The following is a 25,081-nucleotide window of genomic DNA, read 5'->3' on the forward strand; positions in this document are numbered from 1 at the left end:
AATATAAATTAAAATTATTTTAATTAAAAAATCTAATTATAGTATTATTACAAATAGGATACAATAAATATATAGAAAATATTAAATATAAATAACAAAAAATATCTTCTTTAAGAAATTTATTATTAATAAGTGGTAATTTAAATTTCTTTTTATATGGCCAAAATAATGGAACTCCTAAAGGAGTTAATATATCTGCTATAATATGACTAAAATAACCTATAATTAAACCTAATTTCATATCAATTAAATGTATTAAATTTATATTTATTAAATAAATTAAAAAACTAAATATTAATATAGATAATAAACTATGTGTAAATCCTCTATGTCCAAATAATTTATTAATTAAATATGATAAAATTTTAATTTTACGTCCTAATATGGATTTAGGATTATCAATATCAGGTAATAAACATGTAATAATAGAAGCTGGTATTATACGCCACCAATCATCATGAAACATTATATTAGAAAAAATAAAATGTTGTATTAAAATACTACTAGAAATAGCAAATATTATATGACCTTTAACTGTCATGTTAACCTTTATATTAAATTATTTTAACTAAAATATTATTAATATTAATTTTTTTAATTATGACATTAATTTTATCAGAAATTTTATATAAAAATTTATTCTTAATAAGAATAATACCCTTTTCGGGATTAATATTAGTATTACATAAAAATTTTTTAGGAACAAAAGCATATGCCCCATTTTTAATTAATCTTACCTTTATACCTAAAAAAGATATATCAATAATTTCAGAAAGAAAAATTTTATTATTAATTGAAATATTTTGAAAATATTTAAAATATAAAAAATTAGATATTTCTTTTTTTGCTTGTTTATTTAAAAAACGTTTATGATTCATTTCAATATGAATATTATTTAATGAATCGTCTATTATAAAGTTTTTTTTATAAATAACAGATTTAATTAATCTGTGATTAATCATATCTCCAAATTTACGTATAGGGGAAGTCCATGTTGCATATCTTTTTAATCCTAAAGCAAAATGAGGTCCTGGTTTTATACTAAAAAAAGAAATTAATTGATATTTTTTAATTTTATTTAAAATAAATAATAAATTTAATTTTTTTAATTTACGAAAAATATTTTTATATCCCTCTGAAGTCATTAAATATGATGAATTATATTTAATATTATATTCTTTTAATAATTTTATTATTTTATTTATCTTATGTATGTTAAAACCATAATAAACATTATATATACCAAAATTTAATTTGTGATATAAAAATTCAGATGCACATATATTAGCTGTAATCATAATATTTTCAATCATTTTATGAGCTATTCTTTTCTTTTCAAAAACTATATCTGTTATATTACCTTTTTTACCAAAAATAAATTTATAATCAATGTTACTAAAATTTGTAGTATTTTTACTATTCCATTTTTTACGATAAATATAAAATTTATATAAAAAAAGTATTTGATTTGCTATTTCATGATTATCTGGTATCCATTTACCTATTTTTTCTATCCAATTAGAAACATTTTCATAGTTTAATTTTGCATGAGATTTAATCCATCCAGTAAAAAAAATTATTTTTTTAGATAAAGAACCATTTTTATGAATTATCATTTTACAAATTAAAACTGGTCTTTTTTTTTGCGGATTTAAAGAACATAAATTTTCTGATAAAATTTTTGGTAATAAAGGAATAGTTAACCCAGGTAAATAAGTTGTAAATATTCTTTCAGAAGCTATTTTATTTATTATACTATTTTGATCAATATATGAAGTAGGATCTGCTATAGCTACATAAATTAATAATTTTTTATCAGATATTTCTTCTATATAAAATGCATCATCTATATCCTTAGTATCTTTATTATCTATAGTAATAAAACATAACTTAGTTAAATCTTTTCTATATTTTTTTTTATCTAAAAATTTTATTTCTTTACATAAAGAATTACTAGGAGAATCTATAGATAAATTATATTTAAGTAATATATTCCACCATGGTAATAAATATTGATTATTTACAGTTAAAAAATTTGTTATTTCAGCTGTAAAAATATTTTCTCCCTTATTTAAGGGATGTTTTGTAATCTTAGCGAATACTTCATCATCATTTTTTAAATTTTTTATAAAATTTTTTTTTATAGAACATTGAATTATATTTGCATATAAAATTTTTTCTTTTGGAATTATATAAATAATATTGTTTTTTATTTTTATTTTTCCTTGAAAAATACTAATATTAGACTTTATTAATTTTATTGGTATAACTTTTATTAAATTATTAACATCATTTTGAGCTAATATATAATCTCCTTCCATTACATATGTTAAATATGTATCAAGAATATGATATATATAATTTTTATTTGTTTCTAAAATAACTAATTTTTTATTTAAAAATTTAACATAACCCTTAATAATAGGTAAATTTTTTGTAAATTTTTTTTTTAATTGTAAAAGTAATTTATTATTATAAAACATAAATAAAATTTTAATTTTTTAAAAATTAAAATGGAATATCATCTTCAAAATCAAGAATATTTTCATTCTCTTTAAGAGATAATTCTTTATTATCTTTTTCTATATTAGAAGTATGTAAATTTTTATTCCAAATTTTTTTATCTTTTATAACATTTTTTTCCTTATTTAAAGAAATATTATCATTATTACGAATACTATTTAATATTTGCATAGTACCTCCTATACTTACAATAATTTCAGTAATATAATTATCTTGTCCATTTTGATTTTGCCATTTTCTAGTTTGTAAATATCCTTCAATATATACTTGAGAACCTTTTTTTAAATATTCATTAGAGATTTCTGCTAATTTTCCAAAAATTACTATTCTATGCCATTCAGTTTTTTCTTTATTTTCTCCTGTATTTTTATCTTTCCAATTATCTGAAGTTGCTACTATAATATTTACAACAGGATTACCATTAGGCATATAACGCATTTCAGGATCTTTACCTAAAAAACCTATTATAATAACTTTATTTATACCTCTTTTACTAGCCACGTTTTATCCTTTTAATTTAAAATTCATAAATTACTAATTTATTTTTTTATTATATAAAAAAAAATAAAAAAAATATAAATTATTTTTTAAATAAATTTTCAATAATACAACGTAATTTTTTCATTGCATTTTTTTCTAATTGTCTAATACGTTCTGCTGATATACCATAATATCTTGCTAATTCTTGTAATGTAATTTTTTTTTTTTTTTTATTTAACCATCTAAGATTTATAATATTACGACTACGATAATCTAATTTTGAAAGTGCTTTATATAATTTGTTTGAAAGAAATTTATTCCAATTATCTTTTTCAATAATATTAGCAAAATTAGAATTATGATCTTTTAAAAAAAAATTTGTATTTAAATTTTTATTTTTTGAATAATTTTTAATATTAGAATCATCATTCATATCTTGTGCTGACATACGTGTTTCCATTTCACAAACATCTTTAATTGAAACTCCTAATTTTTTAGCAACTATATAAATTTCATTTTTATTAAACCAACCTAATTTTTGTTTAGCTTTACGTAAATTAAAAAATAATTTTCTTTGAGCTTTCGTAGTTGCTACTTTTACTATACGCCAATTACGTAAAACATATTCATGTATTTCTGCTTTTATCCAATGAATAGCAAATGATACTAAACGAACACCTTTTTCGGGATTAAATCTACGTACTGCTTTCATTAAACCTATATTACCTTCTTGAATTAGATCTGCCTGTTGCAAACCATATCCAGAATAATATTTAGCTACATGAATAACAAATCTTAAATGTGATAAAATTAATTTTTTAGCTGCTTCTAAATCACCTTTATAATATAATTTTTTAGATAATTCTTTTTCTTCTTTAAAAGTTAATATTGGATAATTATTAGTATTATAAATATAAGAATCTAATGTTCCTACAATTAGATTAGATAATCTTAAATTAGAGGTAAATATATTTTTATACATTACATCCTCCAAAAATAAATATGATTAGTATGATTTTAATTAATAAAATTTTTTTTAAAACAACTAATTACTTATAAAATAAAGCATCTATAAATTTTTTTGCATTAAATAAATGTAAATCCGTAATTTTTTCACCAGTACCTAAATATCTTATTGGAATATTAAATTGATCTGCTATAGAAAAAATAACACCTCCTTTTGCTGTACCATCAATTTTAGTAATGGTAATTCCTGTTATTCCTATGTTTTTATGAAATATTTTCATTTGATTAATAGAATTTTGTCCAATATTAGCATCTAAAATTAACATAACTTCATCAATATCAGTATTATTATATTTTTTTATTACACGTGTAATTTTTTTTAATTCTTCCATTAACATTAAATTATTATGTAATCTTCCAGAAGTATCAGCAATTAAAATATCAATTTGTTTTTTTTTTGCATAAGAAATAGCGTCAAAAATAATAGCTGCACTATCTTTTTTTTTATTATCTTTCAAAAGAAAACTATAACTTCGTTTACTCCATGTGAATAATTGATCATAAGCACCTGCTCTAAAAGTATCTCCAGAAGCTAAAAGTACAGATTTTTTTTTTCTATAAAAATAGTATGCAATTTTACCTATTGTTGTTGTTTTTCCTACCCCATTTACCCCTATTATTAATATTATAAAAGGCTTTTTTTTATTATTAATTATTAAAGGTATTTCTACAGGAAGTAAAATTTTTAACATCTCTTTTTTTAAAAAATCATATAATTTGTAAGAATCTTTAATTTTATTATTTTCAGCATATTTTTTTGTTAACTTACAAATCTTATTTGTAGTATGTATATTTATATCAGAAACAATTAATGTTTCTTTTAATTTATTAAATAATTTTTTATTAATAATTTTTTCTTTTTTAAATAAATTAAAAATTTTTTTACTAAGGTTTTTAGTAGTTTGAATTAAATTTTTTTTTAAATAATTAAAAAAACTATTTTTTTTTTTTATATTTAGATCTTGTTTATTTGTCATGTTTATATAAAATAATTAAAAATAAATATTAAATTTAATCAATTTAATTATTACTATTATAATAGTAATATAATTACTTAAAAATTTAAAGTAATTAATATCTTTAATTTTATTATATCAATTATGAAAAAAAAAAAACATTTAAACAATATTAATATTACTGCAGGAAAATGGAAAAATAAACGAATTAAAATAATTAATAATAAGATATTAAAACCTACAATGAATTTTGTTCGTGAAAATTTATTTAATTGGATTATGAATGAAACTTGTTTTAATTGTTTAGATTGTTATGCAGGAACTGGTATATTAAGTTTTGAAGCTATTTCTAGAAAAAATATTAATTTAGTTACATTAATTGAAAATAATAAAAAAATATTTCAACAATTAAAAAGAAATATTATTTTTTTTAAAAAAAATAATATTTCTTTAATTTTTGAGAATACTATAAAAATTTTATCAAAAAAATCTCATATAAAATATGATCTAATTTTTATAGATCCTCCTTTTTCTAAAGGAAATCTTCTATTAAAAAAAACATGTATACTTTTAAATAAAAATAATTGGTTACAAAAAAATGCAAACATTTTTATTCAATATAAAATTAATAGTGATAAATTATTTTTACCAAAAAAATGGATTAAATATCGACAAAAAAAATTTGGTAATGTAGAATATTTATTATGTAAAATAAAATCTTCTTAAAAAGAATTATTATATTTTTTGTATCAGAAAAAAATATGGTATTTTACTAATTCTTTTTTTAATAATACAAAATTTCATAAAATAACAAAAATTTTTAATATCTATATTAACAATTTTATCATTAGTAATGATAGCTAAAATTTCTTTTTTTTTTATTTTAAGTAAATTTTTTTTTATCATTATAATTGTATTTGGACATTGTAATCCTCTTATATCTAAAACATAATTTATATTTTTAGAAAATAAATTTTTTTTAAGCATTTTAATATATTATTCAGATTAATAAATAAAATATTTTATTATATTAAAATATTTTATTAAAAAATTCATAATTAATTTTATTATTAAATAAGGTGTGTTTATGAATTTAGAAAAAAAAAAACAATTAGCTCTCGAAAATGCTATTACACAAATAGAAAACCAATTTGGTAAAGGTTCTATTATGAGATTAGGAGATAATAGAACTATGGATATAGAATCTATATCTACAGGATCATTATCTTTAGATAAAGCATTAGGTATTGGTGGATTACCAATTGGTAGAATTATTGAAATATATGGACCTGAATCTTCTGGAAAAACTACTTTAACATTGCAAATTATTGCAGAAGCACAAAAATTACAAAAAGTTTGTGCATTTATTGATGCAGAACATGCATTAGATCCTATTTATGCAAAAAAATTAAATGTTGATATTAATAAGTTATTATGTTCTCAACCAGATACTGGGGAACAAGCATTAGAATTATGTGATTCTTTGGCTAAATCAGGTATTATAGATGTTATTATAGTAGATTCAGTTGCAGCATTAACTCCCAAAGCTGAAATAGAAGGAGAAATAGGAGATTCACATATAGGATTAGCAGCAAGAATGATGAGTCAAGCTATGAGAAAATTGGCAAGTAATCTAAAACAAACAAATACATTATTAATTTTTATTAATCAAATTAGAATGAAAATTGGTGTTTTATTTGGTAATCCTGAAGTAACAACAGGAGGTAATGCTTTAAAATTTTATGCTTCTATAAGATTAGATATACGTAAAATAGGCAATGTTAAAATTGGAGATAATATAATTGGTAGTGAAACTAGAGTAAAAGTTGTTAAAAATAAAGTTGCAGTACCTTTTAAAGTTGCGGAATTTCAAATAATTTATGGTGAAGGAATTAATATTTATGGAGAATTATTAGATTTAGGAGTAAAAGAAAAAATTATTGAAAAATGTGGTTCATGGTATAGTTATCAAAATGAAAAAATTGGTCAAGGAAAAATGAATGCTATATATTTTCTTAAAAATAATCAAAAACAATCTAAAGAAATAGAAAAAAAATTAAGAAAAATATTTTTTAAAAAAAAATAGTATAAATATATATTAAATTTTATAAATAATATTTAAAAAAATTTTAGGGTTAATTTATAACATGGATAATAAAATTGAAGAAATTCGTAAAGTATTTTTAGAATTTTTTAATAAAAAAAAACATAGAATAATTAAAGAAAGTTCATTAATTCCTTATAATGATCAATCATTATTATTTACAAATGCAGGAATGAATCAATTTAAAGAATATTTTTTAGGATATAAAAAACCTCCTTATTCAAGAATTGTTACAATACAAAAATGTATACGTATGGGAGGTAAACACAATGATTTTAACAATGTAGGTTTTACAAATAGACATCATACTTTTTTTGAAATGTTAGGAAATTTTAGTTTTGGAGATTATTTTAAAAAAAAAGCTATTTTTTATGCATGGGAATTATTAACTAATTCTAAATGGTTTAATTTAAAAAAAAAAAAATTATTTATTACTGTTTATTATCAAGATATGGAAACATATAATATATGGCATAATCTTATAGGTATTTCAAAAAAAAATTTGATTTTAATAAAAGATAAAAATAATCAGAAATATAATTCTGATAATTTTTGGCAAATGTCAGAAACAGGTCCTTGTGGACCATCAACAGAAATTTTTTACGATTTAGGAGATCATTTACAAGGAAATATTAAAAATAATTCAGGTAATCGTTTTATTGAAATATGGAATATTGTATTTATACAATTTAATAGAACATTAGACGGTAAATTAATTCCTTTATTAATAAAATCAGTTGATACAGGTATGGGACTAGAACGTATTACCAGTATCATAGAAAAAGTAGATTCAAATTATAAAATTTATTTTTTTAAAAAAATTATCCAAAAAATAGCTGATAAAATTAATATTAAAAATATTAATCATAATTCACTTAAAGTTATAGCAGATCATATTAGATCAACTATTTATTTAATTGCAGAAGGTATTATTCCTAATAATGAAAAAAGAGGATATGTTTTAAGAAAAATTATAAGAAGAGCTATAAATCATGGAAGAATATTAGGTACTAAAGAACTATTTTTTTATAAATTAGTAAAAATTTATATTAAATATATCAATAATAATGAAAAAATATTTTTACATAAAAAAATAGAATATATTACCAAAATTATTAAAAATGAAGAAAAAAAATTTAATCAAATTATAAATTTAGGGATAAAACTTTTAAATAAAGAACTTAAAAAGTCTGAAGATAATTATTTAACAGGAAAACAAATATTTTATTTATATGATACATTTGGATTATCTCCAGATCTAATAGAAAATATATGTATAGAAAAAAATATTAATATAAATAAAAAAGAATTTTTAAAATATATGGAAATTCAACGTCAAAAATCACAAAAAAACACTTTATTTAAACATAAAATCAATATTTATGATAAAAATGATATTTCTAAATTTAATGGATATGATAATTTTATAACTTATAGTAAAATAATTAATATTTATATAAATAATATTGCTAAACAAAAAATTGATTTAGGAGAACAGGGAGAAATAATATTAAATACTACATCTTTTTATGGAGAATCAGGTGGACAAAAAGGAGATATTGGATTTTTAGAAAAAGATAAAAAAAATATTTTTCAAGTATATGATACAAAAAAAAAAGGTAATATAATTATACATATAGGTAAAATGATTTTAGGTTCATTTAAAAAAAATGATTATTTATATTCTAAAGTAGATCTTATTCATAGAAATATGATTAGTAAAAATCATTCAGCAACACATTTATTACATATTATATTACGTAATAAATTTGGTACATATATACAACAAAAAGGATCATTAATAACTAATAAATATTTAAGATTTGATTTTACATTAAATCATTCTTTAAAAGAGAATGATATTACATATATTGAAAAAAAAATAAATGATTATATTTTTGATAATATATCTATAAAAACATATACAAAAAAAATAGAAGAAATAAAAAATCAAAAAGATATAATAGCTCTTTTCCCAAATAAATATTCTTCTCTTGTAAGAATTGTTAAAATTGATGGTCTTTCACAAGAACTATGTGTAGGTACACATGTTACAAATACTAGTAAAATTGGTTTATTTATTATTACTAAATATTTAAATATTGCTAATGGTATAAAACGTATACATGCAATTACGCATAATATAGCATTAAAATATATGCAAAAACAAAATACAAATATTAAATACATTGCTAATTTTTTTAATACAAATGAAGAATTTTTAATAAAAAATATTATATCAAATAAAAAAAAAAATGATTTATTAAAAAAAAATTTTCAAGAATTAAAACAATATTTTATTTCAAAAGAAATAAACATATTATTAAATAATAAAATTTTATTACATAAAAAAAATATAATTATTAGTAATATATATAATTGTAATCCAATATTTTTAAATTTTCTTTTAAAGAAGATATTAAAAAAATTAAATAAAGTAATAATAATTTTATCTACTAAATGGGAAAAAAAAATATTTTTTATATTTAAAATTTCACAAAATATTAATAATAATATAAACGCTTTAGATATTATAAAAAGAAATTTAGATAAAAATGTTTGTAATATAAATGGATGTGATAATATAGTTCAAGGTAATATTGATATTAATATAGATAAATATTATTTTATTTTATCTAAAATAAGAACATATATTTTAAATAAAATAAATAAATTAAGTTAATAATTTAAATAAAATTAAAATATTATAATAAATATTTTATATTTTATTTCTTTTAAGGAGAAAAGAAATGTTAATTCTTACTCGCCGAATAGGCGAAACACTTATGATTGGTGATGAAGTTATGGTAACAGTATTAGGAATAAAAGGAAATCAAGTTAGAATAGGTGTTAATGCTCCTAGAGAAATTGCTGTTCATCGTGAAGAAATATATCAACGTATACAAGCAGAAAAAAATCAACAAACTAATATAATTAAATAATTTGATTTTTTTATATAAAAAATAATTTGACAAATTTTTTTTAGTAGATATATAATATTTATATATAATGGTGAGATGGCCGAGTGGTTGAAGGCGCACCCCTGCTAAGGGTGTATGTAGTATTCTACATCGAGGGTTCGAATCTCTCTCTCACCGAAAAAGCATCCGTAGCTCAGTGGATAGAGTATTCGGCTACGAACCGAGTGGTCGGGGGTTCAAATCCTCCCGGATGCAATTAATATTAATTATCAAAATAATTGTTAAAAGATGATCATATAAAACAAATAACATAAATAATAAATTTGAAAAATTTATATAATTAAGAATTATTACGTAATATATCATTTATTTCAATTTTACTTAATGTTTTTTTATCTACTTTTTTAACTATAATTGCACAATACATATTATATTTACCATTTTTAGATGGTAGAGTACCTGGAATAACTACTGAATAACTAGGAACTATACCATAGTGAATTAAATCATTTTCTCTATCATAAATTTTAGTACTTTGTCCTATATATACTCCCATAGAAATTACAGATCCTTTTTTTATTAAAACTCCTTCCACTATTTCTGATCTAGCTCCTATAAAACAATTATTTTCTATAATAGTAGGTTTAGATTGTATGGGTTCTAAAACACCTCCAATGCCTACTCCTCCAGAAATATGAACATTATTTCCTATTTGAGCACAAGAACCAATAGTAGACCAAGTATCTATCATAGTTCCATGACCTATAAAAGCACCTATATTAATAAATGATGGCATTAAAACTGTATTTTTAGAAATAAAAGAACCATATCTTACAATAGTAGGAGGAACAACTCTACATTGTATATTTTCAAACATTTTTTCTTGACAATTACTAAATTTTAAAGGTATTTTATCATAAAAATTATTATATTTTCCTTTAAATAAAAAATTTTTACTAATTTTAAAATATAATAATATTGCTTTTTTAATCCATTTATTAACTATCCAGTGTCCATTAATTTTATCAGCTACTCTAATTATACCATTATCTAAAAATTTAATTACTTTATTAATATTATTAATAACTTCTTTTTTATATAAAAAATCGTCATTTTTATTACTTTTAATAAAATAATCTTCTATAATATTTTTTAAGTTTTTCATATAATTAATAATTACAAATTTTTACAAAATATATTATTAATAACAATATCATTGATTTTTATAATTAACAAATGTAAATAATTAAAATAGATTATTTTTATTTTTTTTAAAAAAATTAATTATTTGATCTTCACTAAAAATTTTAATATTAAAATTTTTTGCTTTTGATAATTTTAAACCAGGATTAGTACCAAGAATTAATATATTAGTTTTTTTACTAATATTTGTATTTATATTAGCACCTAAAATAATTAATTTATTTATAATATCTTTTCTTTTAGAAAAAGAAAATTTACCAGTAATGGAAACTTGTTTTTGGTAAAAAACATTATTTTTTATATTATTTTTAGGATAAATAATATTTATTTTTTTTAATAATTGATAAATTAAAAAAATATTATCTTGATTTGTAGTAAAATTTAAAATATTTATTGCATTTTTTTTTCCTATGCCAATTATATTATATAATTGAGCTATATTAGTATTTAAAAAATTATTTAATGTTTTATAATACAATGATATATTATATGATGTTACTTTTCCAATACCAGGAATACTTAAAGCAAATAAAAATTTATTTAATGTTACATTTCTTTTTTCTTTTAAAGATGTTAAAATTCTTTGGATAGACTTTGTTCCTAAATTCTTTATTTTTAATAAAATTTCTTGATGTAAATTTAATAAATCTAAAACATTTTTTATTAAATTTTGTTCTACAAGTTTATCAATTAATTTATCTCCTATAAAATTAATATTTATAGCTTCTCTAGAAATAAAATGTTTTAAATATGCTTTTAATTGAGATTTACAAGATAATCCTTTTAAACAATATAAATAATTTTTTTTTATTTTAAGTATATAATTACAACTAGGACAAAATTTAGGTATAAAAATTTTTTTAATTTTTTTAAAATCTTTTTTTTTTTTAATAACGTTTATAATTTTAGGAATTACATCTCCACACCTTTGTATAATAATTGTATCTCCTATATTTAAATCTAATTTTTTAATTTCATTAATATTATATAATGTAGCATAATTAATATTAACACCACCAATGTTTACTGTATTAAATTTAGCAACTGGGGTTAAAATACCTGTTCTTCCAATTTGAAAAGTAATTTTTTTTAATAATGTTATTTTTTCTTGTGAAGGAAATTTATATGCAATTGCCCATTTAGGAGCACGATTAGTATATCCAATTATATTTTGTTGTTTAATACTATTAATTTTAATAACAATACCGTCAATATTATAAGGTAATATATTTCTATATTCTAAAAAATATTTATAATAATTAGTAACATCTTGATAAGAAAAAAAAATTTTATTATATTTAGATATTGGAATGCCAATATATTGTAAATAATCTAATATTTTTTTTTGATTTGAAAAAAATGGTTGACTAACAAAACCAATACCATAACTTAAAAAGTTTAATAGATTTAAATTATTTTTATTATAATTTTTAGTTAATTTTAAAATACCATACGCTGCACTTCTAGTATTACTAAATATTTTAGATTGAATAATTTTTTTTTGATTTAATATTTTAAAATTATTTTTTGAAATAAAAATTTCTCCTCTAACTTCTAGATATTTAGGAAAAACCTTACTTTTTAAGGTATGAGGAATATCTTTAATTTGTAATATATTTTTAGTAATATTTTCTCCTATTAATCCATTACCTCTTGTTGCAGCACTAAATAATATTCCATTTTTATAAAATAAATTAACTGCTATTCCATCAATTTTTAATTCACAACATAATTGACATTTATTAATTATTTTTTTTATAGGGAAAAAAAATTTTTTTAATAAATCATGTTGATTAAAAACATTATTTAATGATAACATTACCATCTTATGTTTTATTTTAGGATATAGTAATAATGAATCAACACCTACCAATTGAGTAGGTGAATATTTATTTTTTAAATTAGGATATAAATTTTCTAATTTTTTTAATTTATTAATTAATTTATCATATTGATAATCTAAAATATCAGAATTATTTAAAATATAATATTTATAATTATAATTATTAATTATTTTACGTAATTTTATAATTTTTTTTTTATAAAAAAAAATTTTAGAAATTTTATATAAAACATTTATTAATTTATGAATATAAAATTTTAAATTTTTTTCTTCCATATAGTTCCATTAATAGTATCTTCTAAAAGAATATTTTTATTTTCTAATTGTTTTCTAATTAAATCTGCTTTTTCCCATAATTTATTATTTCTAGCAATATTACGTTCTTTTATTAATTTTTGAATTTTATTTTTATCATAAAAATATTTTAAATTTATATTACTTTTCAAATATTTTTTAGGATTATAAAATAAAAGACCTAAAATATTACCTAATTTTTTTAATTTTAATATTAAATAATTAGTTATCAAATATTTTTTTTGTTTATAAGCAATATTTATTTTTTTTGAAATTTTAAATAAAATACTATATGCTTTAGGAGTATTAAAATCATTATTCATAGCATTATAAAATTTTTGTTCTAATAAAAAAAATTTATTTTTTAAATTTTGTACATCATATAAACTGTTCTTAACAGATAAAGAAATATATAATTTTTTTAAAACTTTTTCTGCTTGTTTTAATTTTATTTCATCATATATAATAGGACTACGATAATGAGTAGCAGTTAAAAAATATCTTACAACTTCTTTATTATATGTTAATAAAATATCTTTTATTTTTAAAGTATTTCTTAAAGATTTTGACATTTTTTTATTATTAATAATAATCATTCCTGTATGTATCCAATAATTAACAAAAAAATTTTTATCTATACAAGAAGATTGTGCTAATTCATTTTCATGATGAGGAAAAATTAAATCATTACCTCCACCATGTATATCAAAATATTTTCCTAAATATTTATAACTTAAGGTAGAACATTCTATATGCCATCCAGGACGACCATATCCCCAAGGAGATTCCCAACCTATATCTAATTTATTAGTTAATTTCCATAATATAAAATCACTATAATTTTTTTTAAAATTAATATTTTTAATTCTAAACGTTGATTTTAATAAACTAATTTTTTGTTTAGATAATATTCCATAATTTAAATATTTTTGAATAGAAAACATAATATCACCATTTTTGGAAATATATGCGCTTTTATTAATTAATAATTTTTTTATTATTAAAATAATATCATTTATATGATCAGTAACTTTAGGTTCAAAATTAGGAGTTAATATATTTAAATCATTTAGATCTTTAGAAATTTTATTAATTATATTTTTTGTAAAATCTATAATATTATATTTTTTTTTTTTTATTATTTGAATTATTTTATCATCAATATCAGTAATATTTCTTATATATTTAACTTTATAACCTAAAAATTGTAAATACCTAATAATAATATCAAATATAATAAAAGTTCTTCCATGTCCAATATGACATAAATCATATGCAGTTATACCACATAAATAAATTTTTACCTGTTTTTTATTAATAGGGAAAAATTTTTCTTTTTTTTTACTTAATGTATTAAAAATTTTTAACATTGATTTTCTCATAATAAGAAATTTTATATAATATTTTTTTATAGAAAATATATTTTATATAAAAAATTTAAAAAATATTTTATAAAAAATTTAAATATTTTCGTTATTATAATAACTAGAATAGTTATCAAAACGTGTAATTTGATTGTTAAAAATTAATTTTATAGTTCCAATAGGTCCATTTCTTTGTTTTCCTATAATTATTTCAGCAATACCATGTAAATTAGTATTTTCATTATATACTTCATCTCTATAAATAAACATAATAAGATCTGCATCTTGTTCTATAGAACCTGATTCTCTTAAATCAGAATTCATTGGTCGTTTATCTGATCTTTGTTCTAAAGATCTGTTTAATTGTGATAACGCAATTACAGGTACACGTAATTCTTTAGCTAAAGCTTTTAATGAACGAGAAATTTCTGAAATTTCTAAAGTTCTATTAAAAGATAAAGATGGTACTCTAATTAATTGTAAATAATCAATCATTATTAAACATAATCCATCATGTTCTCTAAATAGTTTCCTAGAACGTGATCTAATTTCTGTAGGAGTTAATTCTGAAGAATCATCAATATATATATTTTTTCTTTTTAATAATATTTCCATAGTAGCTGATATTTTTTTCCAATCATCATCATTTAGTTGTCCTGTACGAATTTTACTTTGATGTACACGAGAAAGAGATGCTAACATACGAATCATAATTTGTTCACAAGGCATCTCTAAACTAAATATCAAAACAGGTTTATCTTGAGAAATAGCTATATATTCACAAATATTCATTGCTAATGTAGTTTTACCCATAGCAGGACGAGCAGCAATTATTATAAGATCTGATTTTTGTAATCCAGCTGTTTTTTTATTTAATTCATGATAACCAGTATCTATACCTGTAATACCATTTTTAGGCATATTATAAAATGATTCGATTTTAGAAATAGTAACTTCTAAAATTTCTTCTAAATTTTTAGGTTTAGTATTTTTATGTAAACGTTTTTCTGCTATTTTAAATACACGTGATTCTGCTAAATTTAATAAATATTCACTATTTCTCCCGTTAGGAAAATATCCTGCTTCAGCTATCTCATTAGCTACAGATATCATTTCTCTAATAATTGCACGTTCATGAACAATATCTGCATATGCAGATATATTTGATATACTAGGAATGTTTTTAGATAATTCAGCAAGATATGCAAATCCGCCTACTTGATTTAATTTTTTTTTACTCTCTAAAGATTCAGAAAGTGTAATTAGATCAATAGGTTTTCCTAATTCTATTAAATAATTCATTTCATTAAAAATTATTTTATGTGATAAAATAAAAAAATCATCTACTATTATTTTTTCTATAATATTATCCCAGCGATTATTGTCTAACATTAGTCCTCCTAATATTGATTGTTCTGCTTCTAAAGAATGAGGAGGAATTTTAATTTTTTCAATTTGAGGATCTTTTTTAAGAAGTTTCATTTAATTATTTTATACCATATATAAATTAATTTTTATTTCTTTAAATAATAAATATATTATTCTATTTTTATATAAGATAAAGCTTTATTTAAAATTTCTATATTATTCATATGTATATAATTATTTTTATTAAAAATGAATTTTTTTAATTTATTTAATCCATTAATACCATAAAAAATATTTAATAAAGGAGTAATAATAGTAATTAAAGAATTACCTTTTTGTATTTCTTTTTCAATATAAAAAAACATAGATTCTATTATTTCAATAGGATTTTTTTTTATCTTAAATTTAGTATTATAGATATAGTGATCTATATCCATTAATATTTTAGGATTTTTAAAAATTTCTCTTCCTATCATAACACCATCAACGTATTTTAAGTGTTTTTTTATTTCTAATAAAGTCTGAATATTTCCATTAATTGATATATTAATTTTTGGAAAATCTTTTTTTATTTGATAAATAAATTTATAATTTAGTTTCGGGATTAATAAATTTTTTTTTACATTAATATTATTATATAATAATGCTTTTCTTGCATGAATAATAATTCTATTACATCCACTTTCTATTAATAAATTAATAAATTCATGTAAAAAAAAATAATTATCATTATTATTAATACCTATACGCATTTTTACAGTAATAGGTATAGAAACACAATCACTCATTGATTTTATACAATCTGATACTATTAAAGGTTGATTCATTAAACATGCACCAAAATTACCTTTCTGAGATTTTAAAGAAGGACAACCTAAATTAAAATTAATTTCTTTATAACCTATTTTTTCTGCTTCTTTAGCACATAAAGATAATAATTTATGTTTATTACCTGCTAATTGTAATACAATATTACTAGTATTTTTGTTTTCTAATAAAATATTTTTATTATTTTTAACTGTATTTGAATGAATCATTTCAGTATATAAAAGTGATTTTTTAGTTAATTTACGATAAAAATATCTACAATATTTATTAGTTTTACCTAACATAGGAGCTACTTCAAAAGTAAAATATGGAATTTTTTTTTTCATTATATATGACATATAAGTAGATAATAATTATAATAATTAAAGCTTTAATATTATTGATATGGGTTTTTATTTTCTTGAAATTTAATACTGATAATATTACCAAAACATTTAAGTTTATTATAAAAAAAATTTATTAAATAACGTTTATAATTATTAGTTAATTTTTGAACTTGATTACCATGTATTTTAAATAATAAAGGATGATTTTTAATTTGATGTATATATTTTAATTTTATTCTTTTTCCATGATATAAAGGAGGTAAAACTAAACTAGTTGCTGAATATAATATTTTCATAAGTTTAGACGTACTATATATTTTTTTAGATTTATTATATATTTTATAAATTAAATTAAGAATATAACTTAAATTTACAATTAATTTAGCTGAAATAGTTATTACAGGAAAAAATTTAAATTTTATTTTTATTAATTTTTTTATAAATAAAATATTTTCTTTATTTAAAAGATCTATTTTATTGATAATAATAATTATCATTTTATTTTTTGATATAATATATTTTATTAATTGTATATCTTGTTTGCAAAAAATTTTTTTTTCCCCATTTATTATATATAAAATAATATCAGATTTATAAATAGTTTTGTAAGATTCTAAAATAGAAAATTTTTCTGTTTTATTTTTAATTTTATTTTTTTTTTTTATCCCAGAAGTATCAATTAAAACAATATTTTTATAAATATTATTAAAATTATTTAATGGTAAATAAACACTCTCTCTTGTAGTACCTGGTTTATTATTAACAAACATTCTTTTTTCATTAATGAATTTATTGACTAAAGTAGATTTACCTACATTAGGCATTCCTATAATAGCAACTTTAATATTCTTTGGATTTTTTTTATAGATTTTATTATAAATTAAATTATTTTTTTTTTTAAAAGATATTTTTTTTATATTTTTATATAAAATTTCTTTTAATTTTAAAATATCAATATTATTTTTAATATTTATTAAATAAAATTTAAAACCTAAAGCATAAAAATCATTATCTAAAAATATTTTTTTATTCATATTTAATATTAAAATAGCTTGCTTATTATATTTTCTAATATAATCAATTATTTTATAATCAAGTAAATTTAATTTATTACCTCTAATTAATAATAAAATTAAATTTGATTCTTGAATTGATAACAAAATTTGATTTTTTACTAAAAAATTATTTTCTGTAATTTTATTATAACTAATTGTATCTATACAAATATATTTAATATTTTTAATAATAGCTTCAGAATATTTTTTATCTATTGTAAAATTTGGAATTTTATTAACTAATGAATCATATTTTTCTATTAATATATTATATAAAGAAGATTTACCTACATTATTATCACCCATAATCGTAATTATTGGATAATAATTAATAACATTATTATTTATCATATTTCATTATAATTTTAGTAAAAATATTTTATATGTTATATATAAATGTTTTTTTTAAAAAAAATGATTTTACATTTTAATATTTTAAAACATAAAAAATAACTATATACTATATAATAAAAATTTTTTAATATAAAAAATATATTTAATAATTAATTTAAAATTTTATTAATATAAAAAAATTAAAAATAAACTTTTTAATTAAAAAACAAAACTATAAAATAACATAATTTTATTTATTTTAAAATAAAAGAATAAGATTATAAAATTATTAAGAATTAAAATATTTTTCTAAATTTAATATTAATTTCTCTTCTGGTATAGATATTTGTTTTCTTATATATAAATCTTTTAAGATAATTAAATTATTTTTTATTTCTTTTTGACCTACTATTAATATAAAACGTGATTTATATTTATTTGCCTGGATAATTTGTTTTTTTAAACTTTTAAAACAATAACTTATAATCATTCTAAGTTTAGGAAATTTTTCTCTAATTAATTCACTAATAACTAAAATTTTTTTAAAACTACTATTAGATTCCATAGGAATTAAAAAAATATCAATTAAAAAATTTAAATTTAATTTTAAAGATTGATTTTTTTGTACTAATAATAATAAACGTTCTATTCCAATAGCACAACCAAAACCACTATGATTTTTACCATTACTCATATTATTAATTAATTTATCATATCTTCCCCCGCCACAAATAGTTTTTGAAATATTTTGATTACTAATATCATAAGTTTTCCATTCAAAAACAATATCATTATAATAATCTAATCCTCTTACTAAATAATAATTAATAGTAAATTTAATATTCATAATATTTAAAATATTACAAAATTTATTAAATTTATCTATACTTTCCTTATTTAAAAAATCTTTTAATTTAGGTATAAAATTCAATTGTTTAATATTATTATATTTATAATTATCTAATATCCTTAAAGGATTAGTATAAATTTTTTTTTTATCATTTAAGTCTAAATAAGAATAATTCTTTTCCCAAAATAATACTAATTTTTCAATATATTTTTTTCTATCTTTTAAGGATCCAATAGTATTGATTTCTAAAAAAATATTTTTTGTAATATTTAATTTTTTCCATATATTATTTATAATAATAATAATTTCAGCATCAATATATGGAGATTCTAATCCAAGAACTTCTAAACCAATTTGATGAAATTGTCTATATCTTCCTTTTTGAGGACGTTCATAACGAAACATTGGACCATTATACCAAAATCTTTTATTATTAGAAAATATATTATGTTCTATTACTGCTCTAATAAATCCTAAAGTTCCTTCAGGACGTAGAGTTAAAGAATTATTATTTTTATCTAATAAAGTATACATTTCTTTTTCAATAACATCTGTATGTTCTCCAATAGATTTTCTAAATAATTCACTATGTTCTAAAAGAGGTAATTTAATTTCTTGATAACCATAATTATTTAAAATATTTTGAATTATATTTTCAATTTTTTTCCATAAAATTGTATCAGGAAAGAAATAATCATGCATACCATAAACAGCTTTTATTAACTTTATCACTATAAATATCTCTAATTATAAATATTAATTTAATTAAAATTAATATTATATTATAATAACGGAATAATAAATTTAAGTATATTAGTTTTTATAATTATTGTTTTATATTTTTTTAAAAAAAAATTTATTATTAAATAATATTTAAAATAAGATAATATTTATTATATAGACAATATATAATTATATATTAAATTTTATTAAATAAAAATATATATTTAAATGAAAAATGATGTTTATTGGATGAAATGTGCTTTAAATTTTGCTAAATTAGCAGAATTTTACGAAGAAATACCAGTAGGAGCTATTATTATCAAAAATAATAAAATTATTTCTTATGGTATTAATAATTCTATAAAAAACAATGATCCTACGGGACATGCAGAAATAATAGCTTTAAGAAAAGCAGCAAAATTTTTAAAAAACTATAGATTATTAAATACTACTATGTATGTAACTTTAGAACCATGTTTAATGTGTTCTGGAGCTATAATTAATAGTAGAATTTCTCGTTTAGTTTTTAGTACATATAATAAAAAATATAGTAATACCGGATCATTTATAGATTTATTAAGTACATATAATATTAATTATAAATTAAAAATTAATTCTGGTATTTTAAAAAAAAAATGTAATAATATTATAAAAAAATTTTTTTTCTTAAAAAGAAAAAAGAATAATTTTCTTAAAAAGGCTTATTAATATGAAAATATTTAATTCAGACTTAAAATTATTTAATATTATTAAAAAAGAATCTGAAAGACAAGAAAATAGTATTAATTTAATAGCTTCTGAAAATTATGCGTCTTATGGAGTAATGAATATTCAGGGATCAAAATTAACAAATAAATATGCAGAAGGATATCCTAATAATAGATATTATGGAGGATGTAAATATATAGATAAGATTGAAAATCTTGCTATCAAGAGAGCTAAAAAATTATTTAATGCTGATTATGTAAATGTACAACCCCATTCAGGATCACAAGCAAATTTTGCTGTATACATGGCTTTATTAAAACCTGGAGATATAATAATGGGTTTAGAAAATTCACATGGAGGTCATTTAACTCATGGATCTAAAGTAAATTTTTCAGGAAAATTTTTTCAAAACATATCTTATAAAATAAATAATAACGGAAAAATTAATTATAATAATTTACTAAAATTAGCAAAAAAATATAAACCAAAAATGATTATTGGTGGTTTTTCATCATATTCTAGAATATGTAACTGGAAAAAGATGAGATATATTGCTGATACAATAAATGCATATTTTTTAGTAGATATTTCACATATTGCAGGTTTAATTATTGCTGGATTATATCCTAATCCATTACCTTATGCACATATTATTACTAGTACTACTCATAAAACTTTATCTGGTCCTAGAGGTGGTATAATATTATCTTCAGAAAAAAATAAAATTTTATTTCATAAAATTGATAAAGCAGTATTTCCTGGAAGTCAAGGTGGACCATTAATGCATATTATTGCTGCTAAAGCTTTTGCTTTTAAAGAAGCATTAAATATAAAATTTAACATATATCAAAAACAAATTTTAATAAACTCAAAATTAATGGTAAAAATTTTTAAAAAATATAATTATAAAATTGTATTTAATAATACTGATATTCATATGTTTATTATTGATTTAACTAATAAAAATATAACGGGATTAGAAGCTCAAATATTATTAGAAAAGTATAATATAATTGTTAATAAAAATAGTATTCCTTATGACATAAAATCTCCTTCAATTACATCTGGTATAAGAATAGGAACTCCAGCTATTACAAAAAGAGGTTTAAAAGAAAAAGAAATAAAAAAATTAACAATAAATATAATTAATATATTAAATAATAAAAATAAATTTTTAAGATATATTAAAAATGATATAATTCAATTATGTAAAAATTTTCCTATATACATCCATGATTAAAATTTTATTTTTTAATAAAAATACAATGGTAATAATATGATAAAACAATTTTCTGCTATAATTTGTGTTACAGATGGTATTGAAGATATAGAAACAGTATCATCTATAGATATTTTAAATAGAAGTAATATACAAACTAAATTATTAAGTATAAATAATAAGCGTGAAATTCAATGTGCACATGGCACAAAAATAATAAGTAATATTTTTATAAATGATTTAAAAAATATTAATATTAATAATGAATCTGCAATTATTCTTCCTGGAGGATTAAAAGCTGCGGAAAGCTTTCAAAAAAATAAAATTTTATTAAAATATCTAAAAATTTTTAAAAAAAATAATAAGATAATAGCAGCTATATGTGCATCTCCCTCTTTAGTTATATGTTCAAATAATCTTTTCCCGAATGCAAAAATGACTGGATATTTAAAATTAAAATATTTAATTCCATATCAACAATGGAAAAAATATCCAGTTTTTTGGGATAATAAATATAGATTATTAACAGCACAAAGTGTTAAATATGCAATTGAATTTAATTTAAAATTAATTTCTATTATTTTAGGTGAAGAAAAATACTTAAAAATTAAAAAAGAATTATAATTATTTATTGTGAAATAAATAGTTTTAAATAGACTTAACATTTAAGAATTATTTTTTCGTGAATTTTAATTAAGTTCTTAATTTATTCGCCATTTTATCTAAAACGCCATTAATAAATTTATAACTATTTTCTACACCTCCAAAACTTTTTGCTAAATGGATACCTTCATTTATTACAACTTTATATGGAACATCTAAACGATTTATTAGTTCATATATTGAAATACGTAATATTGCTTTTTCAATTTGTCCTAATTCAAATAATTTTCTAGATATATAAGGTTTCATAATATTATCTAAATATTCACTATTTATTATAACACCATTTATTAAATCATTAAAATAATCTATATCTATATGTTTAATGTCTTTTATTGATTCATGTAAAAAATAATATTGAATATCATTAAAATTATTATTAGATAATTGCCAAGAATAAATAGCTTGTAAAGCATATTTTCTAGATTGATATCTATAAGTAAATTTCACTTGACTTCCTTTTTATTTGTTATATGTAATAATTTTATTGACTTAAATACATTAATCATCTCTAATAAAGTTAGAGCAGCTTCTGTACCTTTATTTACAACTTTAATACCAGATCTTTCAATAGCTTGTTTAATATTATCAGTAGTTAAAATGCTAAAAGCAATAGGAATATTATTTTTTACTGATAGATTAGATATTTGGGAACAAACTTCTTGAGATAAATATTTAAAATGAGATGTTTCTCCTTTTATAATACTACCTATAGCTATTATACCATCATAAATATTTTTTTGTATTAATAATTGTATTACAGAAGCTATTTCATAGCTTCCTGGAACCCAACAAATAGTAATATTTTTTTCTTGAACCATACCTATTCTTTGTAAAGAATCAATAGTAGCATATAATAAATGTTTATTTATAAATGTATTGAATCTTGATATTACAATGGCGATTATAGCATTAGGTGCTATAACATTTTCATCAATAATTTTCATAATATAATTTCTATCCTATAATAATTATTTAATAGGTTTTAATATTAATTTTAAATCTGGGCCTATTCTTTTTATATATTTAAAATAAAAATGAGGTACATTGATAATATTCATAAATGAATTAATATTACATAAATTTAACGCTACATTACCTAATAATTTAGGAGAAAGATAAATAATTAATTCATCTATTAAATTATAAGTAATTAAAAATCCTGATAATGTACTACCAGCTTCTATAAGTAAAGAATTTATTTCTCTACTACCTAAAATTTTAAATAAATATTTTAAATTAAAATATCCATTAATTTCAGGAACAATAATTTGTTCTACATTATTTGGCCAATTATTAAAAGTATATTTTGATTTAATTAATAATATTTTACCTACTGATAAAATTATTTTATCATTAGGTTTAATTTTATTTAGTCTATCCAAAATAATTCTCACAGGTTGCCTTAGTAATTTTTTAGGATAAATTTTTTTTATATTATAACTTAGTTTATTCCATTTAACTAATAGAGTAGAATTATCTTTAACTATAGTTTTACTTGTACTTAAAATAGCAGAACTTTTAGCTCTTAATTTATGGACATCTTTTCTAGAAGTTTTTGATGATATCCATTTACTATCTCCATTTAATAATGCAATTTTACCATCTAATGATATTGCTAATTTTAATTGTATCCAAGGTATTCCTGTATACATTCTTTTAAAAAAACCTAAATTTAAATTTTTAGCTTCTTTTGATAAAATATTTTTTGTAATTTGAATACCTTTATTATATAAAAATTTTAATCCCTTCCCATTTACTTTAGGATTAGGATCTTTTGTAGCAACTACAATCCGTTTAATTTTAGCTTTTACTAAAGCACAACAACAAGATGGTGTTAAATTTGAATAATTACAAGGTTCTAATGTAATATAAACTGTAGATCCTTCTGCATTATTTCCTGCCATTTTTAATGCATTAATTTCTGCATGAAATTCACCTGCTTTAAAATGATATCCTTGTCCAATAATGTTTTTATTTTTAACAATAACACAACCTACGTTAGGATTCGGAGTAGTTGTAAAAACACCTAATTTAGCTAATTTAATAGCATGCATCATATAAAATTTATCTATTAAATACATAATAACCTTAAATTTATTATTTAATAATAAAATATTTAATTAATTTTCATTTATAATATTTATTATATTAAATTAATATTATAATTATTCAAAATATAAAATTAAATAAAAAATTATAAAAATTAATTATTTATTTAAAAATAAATTTAATAAATATAAATATTTTTTCTATATTTATATATATATTATTTTATTTGTATAAAATATATT

The 25,081-nt window shown here is 18.6% G+C and carries 23 protein-coding genes and 2 tRNA genes; 9 read left to right on the forward strand and 16 right to left on the reverse strand.

The genetic code is table 11. The features are described 5' to 3' along the window. Positions 1-19 precede the first annotated feature (19 nt). The 5 genes from GJT93_RS00115 to ftsY form a co-directional block, all read right to left on the reverse strand. On the reverse strand, positions 20-541 hold the full coding sequence (locus GJT93_RS00115; RefSeq protein ID WP_168821603.1) for a metal-dependent hydrolase: 522 nt from the start codon (positions 539-541) through the stop codon (positions 20-22). Positions 542-554: 13 nt separating this feature from the next. Next, entirely contained in the window at positions 555-2,483 is a 1,929-nt protein-coding gene (locus tag GJT93_RS00120; protein WP_168821604.1) for an exoribonuclease II, read from the reverse strand. A gap of 25 nt (positions 2,484-2,508) precedes the next feature. Continuing rightward, entirely contained in the window at positions 2,509-2,961 is a 453-nt protein-coding gene (gene ssb / locus GJT93_RS00125) for a single-stranded DNA-binding protein (protein WP_246212472.1), read from the reverse strand. 142 nt (positions 2,962-3,103) lie between these two features. Continuing rightward, positions 3,104-3,985 carry an RNA polymerase sigma factor RpoH gene (rpoH, locus tag GJT93_RS00130; RefSeq protein ID WP_168821606.1) on the reverse strand — a complete coding sequence of 294 codons (882 nt, stop codon included), beginning with the start codon at positions 3,983-3,985 and terminating at the stop codon, positions 3,104-3,106. Positions 3,986-4,052: 67 nt separating this feature from the next. Next, complete coding sequence (ftsY, locus tag GJT93_RS00135) at positions 4,053-5,006, reverse strand: signal recognition particle-docking protein FtsY (protein ID WP_168821607.1); 954 nt, start codon at positions 5,004-5,006, stop codon at positions 4,053-4,055. A 123-nt stretch (positions 5,007-5,129) separates the two neighbouring features. Here ftsY and rsmD point away from each other — a divergent pair, with 123 nt between their 5' ends. Next, the gene (gene rsmD / locus GJT93_RS00140; protein ID WP_168821608.1) at positions 5,130-5,711 is read left to right on the forward strand and encodes a 16S rRNA (guanine(966)-N(2))-methyltransferase RsmD; all 582 of its coding nucleotides are present in this window, start codon (positions 5,130-5,132) and stop codon (positions 5,709-5,711) included. A 9-nt stretch (positions 5,712-5,720) separates the two neighbouring features. On the opposite strand, the gene GJT93_RS00145 is transcribed toward rsmD, so the two are convergent. Further along, on the reverse strand, positions 5,721-5,972 hold the full coding sequence (locus GJT93_RS00145; protein WP_168821609.1) for a sulfurtransferase TusA family protein: 252 nt from the start codon (positions 5,970-5,972) through the stop codon (positions 5,721-5,723). A gap of 100 nt (positions 5,973-6,072) precedes the next feature. On the opposite strand from GJT93_RS00145, the gene recA reads away from it, so the two are divergent. The 5 genes from recA (at position 6,073) to GJT93_RS00170 (ending at position 10,265) form a co-directional block, all read left to right on the forward strand. Next, complete coding sequence (recA, locus tag GJT93_RS00150) at positions 6,073-7,071, forward strand: recombinase RecA (RefSeq protein WP_168821610.1); 999 nt, start codon at positions 6,073-6,075, stop codon at positions 7,069-7,071. 61 nt (positions 7,072-7,132) lie between these two features. Next, on the forward strand, positions 7,133-9,772 hold the full coding sequence (alaS, locus tag GJT93_RS00155) for an alanine--tRNA ligase (protein WP_168821611.1): 2,640 nt from the start codon (positions 7,133-7,135) through the stop codon (positions 9,770-9,772). Between the two features lie 67 nt (positions 9,773-9,839). After that, positions 9,840-10,031: a carbon storage regulator CsrA gene (gene csrA, locus GJT93_RS00160; protein ID WP_168821612.1), complete on the forward strand. Its 192-nt coding sequence runs from the start codon at positions 9,840-9,842 to the stop codon at positions 10,029-10,031. A gap of 69 nt (positions 10,032-10,100) precedes the next feature. Next, positions 10,101-10,187, forward strand: a tRNA-Ser gene (locus tag GJT93_RS00165). Between the two features lie 5 nt (positions 10,188-10,192). Further along, a tRNA-Arg gene (locus GJT93_RS00170) sits at positions 10,193-10,265 on the forward strand. Between the two features lie 85 nt (positions 10,266-10,350). Here GJT93_RS00170 and dapD read toward each other — a convergent pair. The 7 genes from dapD to hisS form a co-directional block, all read right to left on the reverse strand. After that, entirely contained in the window at positions 10,351-11,175 is an 825-nt protein-coding gene (dapD, locus tag GJT93_RS00175) for a 2,3,4,5-tetrahydropyridine-2,6-dicarboxylate N-succinyltransferase (protein ID WP_168821613.1), read from the reverse strand. Between the two features lie 81 nt (positions 11,176-11,256). Further along, entirely contained in the window at positions 11,257-13,332 is a 2,076-nt protein-coding gene (ligA, locus tag GJT93_RS00180) for an NAD-dependent DNA ligase LigA (protein ID WP_168821614.1), read from the reverse strand. After that, entirely contained in the window at positions 13,314-14,720 is a 1,407-nt protein-coding gene (cysS, locus tag GJT93_RS00185) for a cysteine--tRNA ligase (protein ID WP_168821615.1), read from the reverse strand. Before cysS ends, ligA begins: the two co-directional genes overlap by 19 nt. 90 nt (positions 14,721-14,810) lie before the next feature. Next, positions 14,811-16,196 carry a replicative DNA helicase gene (gene dnaB, locus GJT93_RS00190; RefSeq protein WP_168821616.1) on the reverse strand — a complete coding sequence of 462 codons (1,386 nt, stop codon included), beginning with the start codon at positions 16,194-16,196 and terminating at the stop codon, positions 14,811-14,813. 56 nt (positions 16,197-16,252) lie between these two features. Beyond that, complete coding sequence (gene dusA / locus GJT93_RS00195; RefSeq protein WP_168821617.1) at positions 16,253-17,236, reverse strand: tRNA dihydrouridine(20/20a) synthase DusA; 984 nt, start codon at positions 17,234-17,236, stop codon at positions 16,253-16,255. Between the two features lie 50 nt (positions 17,237-17,286). After that, complete coding sequence (gene der / locus GJT93_RS00200) at positions 17,287-18,642, reverse strand: ribosome biogenesis GTPase Der (RefSeq protein ID WP_168821618.1); 1,356 nt, start codon at positions 18,640-18,642, stop codon at positions 17,287-17,289. Between the two features lie 271 nt (positions 18,643-18,913). Further along, positions 18,914-20,206 (reverse strand): histidine--tRNA ligase, encoded by a 1,293-nt coding sequence (gene hisS / locus GJT93_RS00205; protein WP_168821619.1) that lies wholly within the window; start codon positions 20,204-20,206, stop codon positions 18,914-18,916. A gap of 219 nt (positions 20,207-20,425) precedes the next feature. On the opposite strand from hisS, the gene tadA reads away from it, so the two are divergent. From tadA to GJT93_RS00220, 3 genes are read left to right on the forward strand one after another with little or no spacing between them, the layout of a single operon-like run. Next, positions 20,426-20,905: a tRNA adenosine(34) deaminase TadA gene (gene tadA, locus GJT93_RS00210; protein ID WP_168821620.1), complete on the forward strand. Its 480-nt coding sequence runs from the start codon at positions 20,426-20,428 to the stop codon at positions 20,903-20,905. Between the two features lies 1 nt (position 20,906). Next, positions 20,907-22,145, forward strand: a complete 1,239-nt coding sequence (gene glyA, locus GJT93_RS00215) for a serine hydroxymethyltransferase (protein WP_168821621.1) — start codon at positions 20,907-20,909, stop codon at positions 22,143-22,145. A gap of 36 nt (positions 22,146-22,181) precedes the next feature. Next, a complete protein-coding gene (locus tag GJT93_RS00220; RefSeq protein ID WP_168821622.1) occupies positions 22,182-22,748 on the forward strand; it encodes a DJ-1/PfpI family protein in 567 nt (188 codons plus the stop codon). Positions 22,749-22,817: 69 nt separating this feature from the next. Here GJT93_RS00220 and nusB read toward each other — a convergent pair whose 3' ends face one another. The 3 genes from nusB to ribD are packed head-to-tail and all read right to left on the reverse strand — an operon-like array spanning position 22,818 to position 24,871. After that, positions 22,818-23,237: a transcription antitermination factor NusB gene (nusB, locus tag GJT93_RS00225; RefSeq protein ID WP_168821623.1), complete on the reverse strand. Its 420-nt coding sequence runs from the start codon at positions 23,235-23,237 to the stop codon at positions 22,818-22,820. After that, on the reverse strand, positions 23,234-23,734 hold the full coding sequence (ribH, locus tag GJT93_RS00230) for a 6,7-dimethyl-8-ribityllumazine synthase (protein ID WP_168821624.1): 501 nt from the start codon (positions 23,732-23,734) through the stop codon (positions 23,234-23,236). Before ribH ends, nusB begins: the two co-directional genes overlap by 4 nt. A 24-nt stretch (positions 23,735-23,758) precedes the next feature. Further along, positions 23,759-24,871 carry a bifunctional diaminohydroxyphosphoribosylaminopyrimidine deaminase/5-amino-6-(5-phosphoribosylamino)uracil reductase RibD gene (gene ribD, locus GJT93_RS00235; RefSeq protein ID WP_168821625.1) on the reverse strand — a complete coding sequence of 371 codons (1,113 nt, stop codon included), beginning with the start codon at positions 24,869-24,871 and terminating at the stop codon, positions 23,759-23,761. Positions 24,872-25,081 lie beyond the last annotated feature (210 nt).

Origin of the sequence: Enterobacteriaceae endosymbiont of Donacia provostii, assembly GCF_012570145.1 — a bacterium.
Classification (GTDB): Bacteria; Pseudomonadota; Gammaproteobacteria; order Enterobacterales; family Enterobacteriaceae.

What these genes read in the sequence shown, in the direction of transcription:
- glyA (WP_168821621.1), top strand. Translation starts at nt 20,907, where the DNA reads ATGAAAATATTTAATTCAGACTTAAAATTATTTAATATTATTAAAAAA.
- csrA (WP_168821612.1), top strand. Translation starts at nt 9,840, where the DNA reads ATGTTAATTCTTACTCGCCGAATAGGCGAAACACTTATGATTGGTGAT.
- ribH (WP_168821624.1), bottom strand. Translation starts at nt 23,734, where the DNA reads ATGAAAATTATTGATGAAAATGTTATAGCACCTAATGCTATAATCGCC.
- GJT93_RS00115 (WP_168821603.1), bottom strand. Translation starts at nt 541, where the DNA reads ATGACAGTTAAAGGTCATATAATATTTGCTATTTCTAGTAGTATTTTA.
- recA (WP_168821610.1), top strand. Translation starts at nt 6,073, where the DNA reads ATGAATTTAGAAAAAAAAAAACAATTAGCTCTCGAAAATGCTATTACA.
- rsmD (WP_168821608.1), top strand. Translation starts at nt 5,130, where the DNA reads ATGAAAAAAAAAAAACATTTAAACAATATTAATATTACTGCAGGAAAA.
- dusA (WP_168821617.1), bottom strand. Translation starts at nt 17,236, where the DNA reads ATGAAAAAAAAAATTCCATATTTTACTTTTGAAGTAGCTCCTATGTTA.
- ligA (WP_168821614.1), bottom strand. Translation starts at nt 13,332, where the DNA reads ATGGAAGAAAAAAATTTAAAATTTTATATTCATAAATTAATAAATGTT.
- ftsY (WP_168821607.1), bottom strand. Translation starts at nt 5,006, where the DNA reads ATGACAAATAAACAAGATCTAAATATAAAAAAAAAAAATAGTTTTTTT.
- tadA (WP_168821620.1), top strand. Translation starts at nt 20,426, where the DNA reads ATGAAAAATGATGTTTATTGGATGAAATGTGCTTTAAATTTTGCTAAA.
- ssb (WP_246212472.1), bottom strand. Translation starts at nt 2,961, where the DNA reads ATGCGTTATATGCCTAATGGTAATCCTGTTGTAAATATTATAGTAGCA.
- der (WP_168821618.1), bottom strand. Translation starts at nt 18,642, where the DNA reads ATGATAAATAATAATGTTATTAATTATTATCCAATAATTACGATTATG.
- GJT93_RS00120 (WP_168821604.1), bottom strand. Translation starts at nt 2,483, where the DNA reads ATGTTTTATAATAATAAATTACTTTTACAATTAAAAAAAAAATTTACA.
- ribD (WP_168821625.1), bottom strand. Translation starts at nt 24,871, where the DNA reads ATGTATTTAATAGATAAATTTTATATGATGCATGCTATTAAATTAGCT.
- dnaB (WP_168821616.1), bottom strand. Translation starts at nt 16,196, where the DNA reads ATGAAACTTCTTAAAAAAGATCCTCAAATTGAAAAAATTAAAATTCCT.
- cysS (WP_168821615.1), bottom strand. Translation starts at nt 14,720, where the DNA reads ATGTTAAAAATTTTTAATACATTAAGTAAAAAAAAAGAAAAATTTTTC.
- GJT93_RS00220 (WP_168821622.1), top strand. Translation starts at nt 22,182, where the DNA reads ATGATAAAACAATTTTCTGCTATAATTTGTGTTACAGATGGTATTGAA.
- alaS (WP_168821611.1), top strand. Translation starts at nt 7,133, where the DNA reads ATGGATAATAAAATTGAAGAAATTCGTAAAGTATTTTTAGAATTTTTT.
- GJT93_RS00145 (WP_168821609.1), bottom strand. Translation starts at nt 5,972, where the DNA reads ATGCTTAAAAAAAATTTATTTTCTAAAAATATAAATTATGTTTTAGAT.
- rpoH (WP_168821606.1), bottom strand. Translation starts at nt 3,985, where the DNA reads ATGTATAAAAATATATTTACCTCTAATTTAAGATTATCTAATCTAATT.
- dapD (WP_168821613.1), bottom strand. Translation starts at nt 11,175, where the DNA reads ATGAAAAACTTAAAAAATATTATAGAAGATTATTTTATTAAAAGTAAT.